The organism is Novimethylophilus sp., from assembly GCF_036504375.1.
Taxonomy (GTDB): Bacteria; Pseudomonadota; Gammaproteobacteria; order Burkholderiales; family Methylophilaceae; genus Novimethylophilus.
Map to the genome: position 1 here is coordinate 36,650 of NZ_DASXVH010000030.1, position 6,368 is coordinate 43,017.

Consider the following 6,368-nt stretch of genomic DNA (forward strand, 5'->3'; position numbering starts at 1 on the left):
TTATGATGTTTAGCAAGTATAGTGTTCTCTTAAAACCACGCTCAACGTGGACAAATTCTTAAATATTTTGAGGAGCCAGCAATGGACCAGTCCGGACGTTATTCCGATCTCGGCCTTAAGGAAGACGAGTTGATCAAGGGTGGCAAGCATATCCTGGTCGCTTACAAGATGAAACCGAAGTCCGGCCATGGCTATCTGGAAGCCGCCGCGCACTTCGCTGCCGAGTCTTCCACCGGCACCAACGTCGAGGTTTCCACCACCGACGAGTTCACCAAGGGTGTGGACGCGCTGGTCTATTACATCGACGAAGCCACGGACGACATGCGCATTGCCTATCCGCTGGAGCTGTTCGACCGCAATGTCACCGACGGCCGCATGATGATCGTCTCCTTCCTGACGCTGGCCATCGGCAACAACCAGGGCATGGGCGACATCGAGCACGCCAAGATCATCGACTTTTATGTGCCGGAACGCGCGATTCAGTTGTTCGACGGCCCGTCCAAGGACATCAGCGACATGTGGCGCATCCTCGGCCGTCCGATCAAGGACGGCGGCTATATCGCCGGCACCATCATCAAACCCAAGCTGGGCCTGCGCCCGGAGCCGTTTGCCCATGCTGCCTATCAATTCTGGTTGGGCGGTGACTTCATCAAGAACGATGAGCCGCAGGGCAATCAGACCTTCTGCCCGATGAAGAAGGTGATCCCGCTGGTGGCCGATGCGCTGAAGCGCGCACAGGACGAAACCGGCCAGGCCAAGCTGTTCTCGGCCAACATCACCGCCGACGACCACTATGAAATGTGCGCCCGTGCCGATTACATCCTGGAAACCTTCGGCCCGGATGCCGACAAGGTGGCGTTCCTGGTGGATGGCTACGTCGGCGGCCCCGGCATGGTGACCACGGCGCGGCGTCAGTACCCCAACCAGTACCTGCACTACCACCGCGCCGGTCACGGCGCCGTGACGTCGCCATCCGCCAAGCGCGGCTATACCGCTTTCGTGCTGGCCAAGGTGAGCCGCTTGCAGGGCGCGTCCGGCATCCACGTCGGCACCATGGGCTACGGCAAGATGGAGGGCGAGCACTCCGACAAGAACATCGCCTACATGATCGAGCGCGACGAATGCCAGGGACCCATCTACTTCCAGAAGTGGTACGGCATGAAACCCACCACCCCGATCATCTCCGGCGGCATGAACGCGCTGCGCCTGCCGGGCTTCTTTGAAAACCTCGGCCACGGCAACGTCATCAATACTTCCGGCGGCGGCGCCTACGGCCATGTCGATAGCCCGGCGGCCGGGGCGATTTCGTTGCGCCAGTCGTACGAGTGCTGGAAAGCCGGTGCCGACCCGATCGAGTTCGCCAAGGAACACAAGGAATTCGCCCGCGCATTCGAATCGTTCCCGGGGGATGCTGACAAGCTGTATCCGGGCTGGCGCGAGAAACTAGGCGCCCACCGCTAAGCCGTGCAGCATCCGTGGTAACCGGAAAGCCCCTGCTCCCATCTCCGGCAGGGGCTTTTTTATAGCGAGAATACGATGACTATCCAGTTCGACATCAATCAATACCGCATCACCGACGAGCCTTACTACCAGCCGCAACGTAACGAAATCGCGCTGTACGCAGCGGCCTATGCCGCGCGCCTGCCGGTCATGCTCAAAGGCCCGACCGGCTGCGGCAAGTCGCGTTTTGTCGAGCATATGGCATGGAAGCTGGGCAAGCCGTTGATCACCGTGGCCTGCAACGAGGACATGACGGCGTCCGATCTGGTGGGACGCTATCTGCTGGACGCCAGTGGCACGCGCTGGCTGGACGGCCCGCTGACGCTGGCGGCGCGCTACGGTGCGATTTGCTATCTGGACGAAATCGTCGAGGCGCGCCAGGATACCACCGTGGTGATCCATCCGCTGACCGATTACCGCCGCGCCTTGCCGCTGGACAAGAAAGGCGAACTGGTGGCGGCGCATCCGGATTTCCAGCTGGTGATTTCCTATAATCCCGGCTACCAGAGCCTGATGAAGGACCTCAAACAGTCCACCAAGCAGCGCTTTACTGCGATGGAATTCGACTACGCCTCGGCCGAGGTCGAGGCCGCCATTGTCGTCCGGGAAACCGGCATCGATGCCGCGCTGGCCGCCCGGCTGGTGCGCATCGGCGTTACCGCCCGCAATCTCAAGGGGCACGGGCTGGACGAGGGCATTTCCACCCGGCTGCTGGTGTATGCGGCGACGCTGATCGGGCAGGGGATCGCCCCCGTGGATGCCTGCCGCATGGCGCTGGTGCGGCCGATTACCGACGACGCGGATATTCGCGACACGCTGGATCACGCCATCGATGCAATTTTCGGGTAAACATCGTAGTGCAGGCGGCCTCGCCTACATCCGTAAATTGCAGGCGAGGCCGCCTGCGCTATGGGTCCCGCTGACATGACAGCGACGCCGGAAGAACGCAAAGCACTGGACTGTGGCTTCGCCCAGGTGCAGGACGTGTTTGACGATTGCGTTGCCTATGCGCGCGGCAAGCTGACGCCCGAAGGCCTCGTGGCCTACATTTCCGGCGCACGCAGCCTGTGCAGGATGGGGCGCGGGCAGGAGCCGGTGCTGGCATTCCTGGAAGAAATGCCGGATGTAGCCGCGCAACTGGGTGAAGAGGTCATTCAGGTTGTCGTCGAATTCACGCAAAAACTGTCGCGTACTCCCAACGCCAAGGCGCTGCCGCCATTTCTGCAAAGCCTGGGGGCGGCGGCCCGCGCGCTGGAAAGCCTGCCGCTATTCAATGAATATTTACAACTGGTGTGGCAGACCATGGAGCGCACCATGCCCAAAGTGCACGGCATCGACTCGATGTATAACAGTCCCTGCCTGCCCGAATTTCTCAAGAGTGTGCCATTTCTGCTGAGCCAGCTATCCTTGGGGGGCTTGCGCAACTGGGTCGATTACGGCGTCAAGGCTTATCCCAACGATCCCGACCGGCAATGCGATTATTTCCTGCTGCAATCTGCGGATAGCCGTGCGGTCTTGCAGCGCGAGCGCCACGGCACGCTGCTGGCCGACCACGAGCGCCAACTGGATTTGTATCTGCGCGGGCTGTGGGGAACACAGGCCAATTTTGTGCCGTATTCGCTCGCATTCGACCAGTTGCGTAAACCCGTGCCTTATCTCGACGGGCTGGGCATCCATCTGCCGGATGTGTATGACGACATGCCGAACGGCGTGTGCGGTATCGACCGCTATCGGGCGCTGTTGGCTCACCTCAATGCGCACCAGAGCTGGACAACGTCATTGATCGCCGACAACTTCAGCCCGTTCCAGCGCATGGCGATTGAAGTATTCGAGGATTCGCGCGTCGAAGCCCTGGCGATCCGCCAGTATCCCGGCCTACGCCGGTTATGGCTCGCGCTGCACCCGATACCCAAAGAGGGCGCTTGTCCGCAAGGCTGGTCGGCGATCCGCCATCGACTGACCATGCTGTCGCGGGCGCTGCTCGACTCCACGCATGATTACACCGACCCGGTTGTGCTCAGGCATGTGGCGCGCTTCCATGAGGTCATGGCTGGGGAGGCCGGCACCAACGATATGGCGCAACTGGGCCTGGCCTATATTGCCGAAACCCGCACGCAGAGTGACCAGAGCGCCAAGGTGTGGTTTGCCGATACCGAAGTCGACTATCGCGACGATAACCGCCTGATGTGGCGGTTTATCGAAGAAGGCGATGAGGAAATGGACGAAACCCGGCCGCGACGCGCGCAGTCGGCAGAAGCCACCGACACCCGACTGCCGCCCCGGCTTTACCCGGAGTGGGATTACGCGACCCAGCTCTACCGCCCGGACTGGGTGAGCATTTACGAGCATTTGCATCCCAAGGGTGACGCGGCGGAGATCGATCGATTATTGGAGCGGCATCAGGCACTGGCGAAGCAGCTGAAGCGCGTGATCGACCTGCTTAAACCGCAGCAGAAGGTACGCATCCGCTATCAGGAAGAGGGCGCGGAGCTCGATCTCGATGTTGCCGTGCGTTCGCTGATCGACCTCAAAAGCGGCGTCACGCCCGATCCGCGCATCAACATGAGCCACAAGCACGATGGCCGCAGTGTCGCCGTGTCGCTGTTACTGGATTTGTCCGCCTCGCTGGCGGATGTGCCGGGCGGTTGCACGCAAAGCAAGCTGCAACTGAGCCAGGAAGCCGTATCGCTGCTGGCCTGGGCCATCGAGCAGATGGGCGATAAATTCTCTATCGCCGGCTTCCATTCCAACACCCGCCACGAAGTCCGCTACCTGCACATCAAAGGCTACGGCGAGCATTGGAACGACGAGGTCAAAGCGCGGCTGGCAGCGATGGAGGCCGGGTTCTCGACGCGCATGGGCGCCGCGATGCGCCACGCCGGGCACTACCTCGGCCATCAGCAGGCGGACAAGAAGCTGCTGCTGATCCTCACCGACGGCGAGCCGTCGGACGTGGATGTAAAGGACGCCCGTATGCTGATCGACGATGCGCGCATTGCCGTGCGCGAACTGGATCAAAAAGGCATTTATACCTACTGCATCAACCTCGATCCGCATGCGGATGAATACGTCGCCGATATTTTCGGCAACCACTACGCGGTGATCGACAACATCGCGCGCCTGCCGGAACGCTTGCCGCAGCTATTTATGGCGCTGACGAAATAGGCAGCTGGGGCTGGCGGCGGAAGCAGTCTTTTAGAGCGGTTTTTAGACTTTCTTTAGGAAGCAGGCCTTCAGCATAAAATTGCCTGCGTCCATCTTGCAGTCCACTTCATGGTCGCCGCCAACCAGGCGGATGCTCTTCACCTTGGTGCCTTGCTTCAGCGTGATGGACGAGCCCTTGACCTTCAAATCCTTGATCAGCACCACTGCATCGCCGTCATTCAACACCGTGCCGTTGGAATCCTTCACCACCGCGCCAGCGTCGTCGTCAGCGCTGGCTGCCGCCACCACCGGCCACTCGTAGCCACAATCGGCGCAAACAAAATTGTCGCTATCCTGATAGGTATTTTCCAGGGTGCATTGGGGGCAGGCGGGGAGGGTGGACATGATTGCTCTCGAATTTTGGGCGATTTAAGAGGCTGGGAGTATAACCGATCATGGAGCGGTGTCGTGCTTGCTGACATTATCGCTAAATGTCTACGACCCCATTTCTTACCCATATCCGGTGCGCGCCAACACCCGTTAGTTTATTATGAAGATCCTAATTTATTCATTTGAATCCGACACAAACAGCTTTGCTGCGTTTTTCTCCAACGCAGCCTTGAGCTTCTCGCGCAACTCTTTAGTGTTGGTGAAATAATTAACATTACGGTGAATGTCGAAGTGAATTTTTGTTGCCGTTCTGGGATTAACGACACTTTCTTTACTTGCGACGAAGACGATTGGCTTCTTCAAGGCTTCGGCGTAGCCAACCTCGAAATAGCAGGATGGTCGTTCATCTGTCAGGTCGGCAATTACAAAGGCTGATTTTTCAATCTCCTCCTTAATTTTTTTTTACAAGCTCATCAAGTGTATGTTCCTTGTCGATTCGAATTGCGACAGCATCGTATTTTCCCAACAGGCTTTCGATAACTTCAAACCTTGATTCGTACTCCTTCAAGATTCGCTGCTCATCCTGCGTTCCGAATTTTTCGCCTTGAATCGGCATGACAATGAAAACACGATGCACAGTTGCACCGAGAGACTTGTTCGCTCGCTTCTCAAACTGGACGAATCGGTTTTTCGCGGTTCCGATGAATGTGTCAATTTGAACGCCTGATTTCTTGTCCCAAGCCTTTTCAGTTCCATAGATTCGCAACTCAAGAACTTGGTAGGATTGTGTACTTGAGCCCCACCGTGCTTTTATCACACCGTTTCTAACGAATGGGATTACGAAATCGGTCAGCATCAGCTCTTCCGACTTGTTGACGATTGATTTGCGACGGCCACCGGGTAGAACTGCAATTGCGTGAAAGTACATACCTCTCCCCTTTTTTGTGTCCCCCATTTATGTAACACGGGGGCTACCGATACATGGATTTGAACACTAGCAGCCAAATCCATACCGATCAATAGGATATTGTTCTGACGTTAATATTTTGTTTAGGAGAATTTGGTTGTCGGTTGGAAGTGGTGCCGATTACTGTACCGGACTGGCTCCCCGCTTTGGACCCGAACCAAAAGGTAATGCATCAGCCACCATCAAACCCCATCGCAGCTTTTCATGACCCGCCAGACAGGGGATAATTCACCCTTTTCCGAACTATCTCCCAGAGAACGCAATGACACAGCCTTTACTGCAATCCAGCATCAAGAGCCTGCCGCTGATCAACCAGGGCAAGGTGCGCGATATTTACGACATCGACGCCGACAAGATGCTGATCGTC

6 protein-coding genes and 1 pseudogene are annotated in these 6,368 nt (G+C 57.7%); 4 read left to right on the plus strand and 3 right to left on the minus strand.

Annotated features, from left to right (window positions below; all coding sequences use genetic code 11):
• Nucleotides 1-81: 81 nt before the first annotated feature.
• The 3 genes from VGK14_RS03865 (at nt 82) to VGK14_RS03875 (ending at nt 4,665) form a co-directional block, all read left to right on the plus strand.
• On the plus strand, nt 82-1,461 hold the full coding sequence (locus VGK14_RS03865; RefSeq protein WP_331507616.1) for a ribulose-bisphosphate carboxylase: 1,380 nt from the start codon (nt 82-84) through the stop codon (nt 1,459-1,461).
• 75 nt (nt 1,462-1,536) lie between these two features.
• Entirely contained in the window at nt 1,537-2,349 is an 813-nt protein-coding gene (locus VGK14_RS03870; RefSeq protein ID WP_414691699.1) for a CbbQ/NirQ/NorQ/GpvN family protein, read from the plus strand.
• A 60-nt stretch (nt 2,350-2,409) separates the two neighbouring features.
• Entirely contained in the window at nt 2,410-4,665 is a 2,256-nt protein-coding gene (locus VGK14_RS03875; protein WP_331507617.1) for a nitric oxide reductase activation protein NorD, read from the plus strand.
• A 42-nt stretch (nt 4,666-4,707) separates the two neighbouring features.
• On the opposite strand, the gene VGK14_RS03880 is transcribed toward VGK14_RS03875, so the two are convergent.
• The 3 genes from VGK14_RS03880 to VGK14_RS03890 form a co-directional block, all read right to left on the minus strand.
• Nucleotides 4,708-5,049: a zinc ribbon domain-containing protein YjdM gene (locus VGK14_RS03880; RefSeq protein WP_331507618.1), complete on the minus strand. Its 342-nt coding sequence runs from the start codon at nt 5,047-5,049 to the stop codon at nt 4,708-4,710.
• Nucleotides 5,050-5,208: 159 nt separating this feature from the next.
• Entirely contained in the window at nt 5,209-5,397 is a 189-nt protein-coding gene (locus VGK14_RS03885; protein WP_331507619.1) for a hypothetical protein, read from the minus strand.
• Nucleotides 5,398-5,485: 88 nt separating this feature from the next.
• Nucleotides 5,486-5,962 carry a hypothetical protein gene (locus VGK14_RS03890; protein WP_331507620.1) on the minus strand — a complete coding sequence of 159 codons (477 nt, stop codon included), beginning with the start codon at nt 5,960-5,962 and terminating at the stop codon, nt 5,486-5,488.
• A gap of 301 nt (nt 5,963-6,263) precedes the next feature.
• Here VGK14_RS03890 and VGK14_RS03895 point away from each other — a divergent pair.
• Nucleotides 6,264-6,368 (plus strand): annotated as a pseudogene (locus VGK14_RS03895) (phosphoribosylaminoimidazolesuccinocarboxamide synthase); the annotation flags it as partial.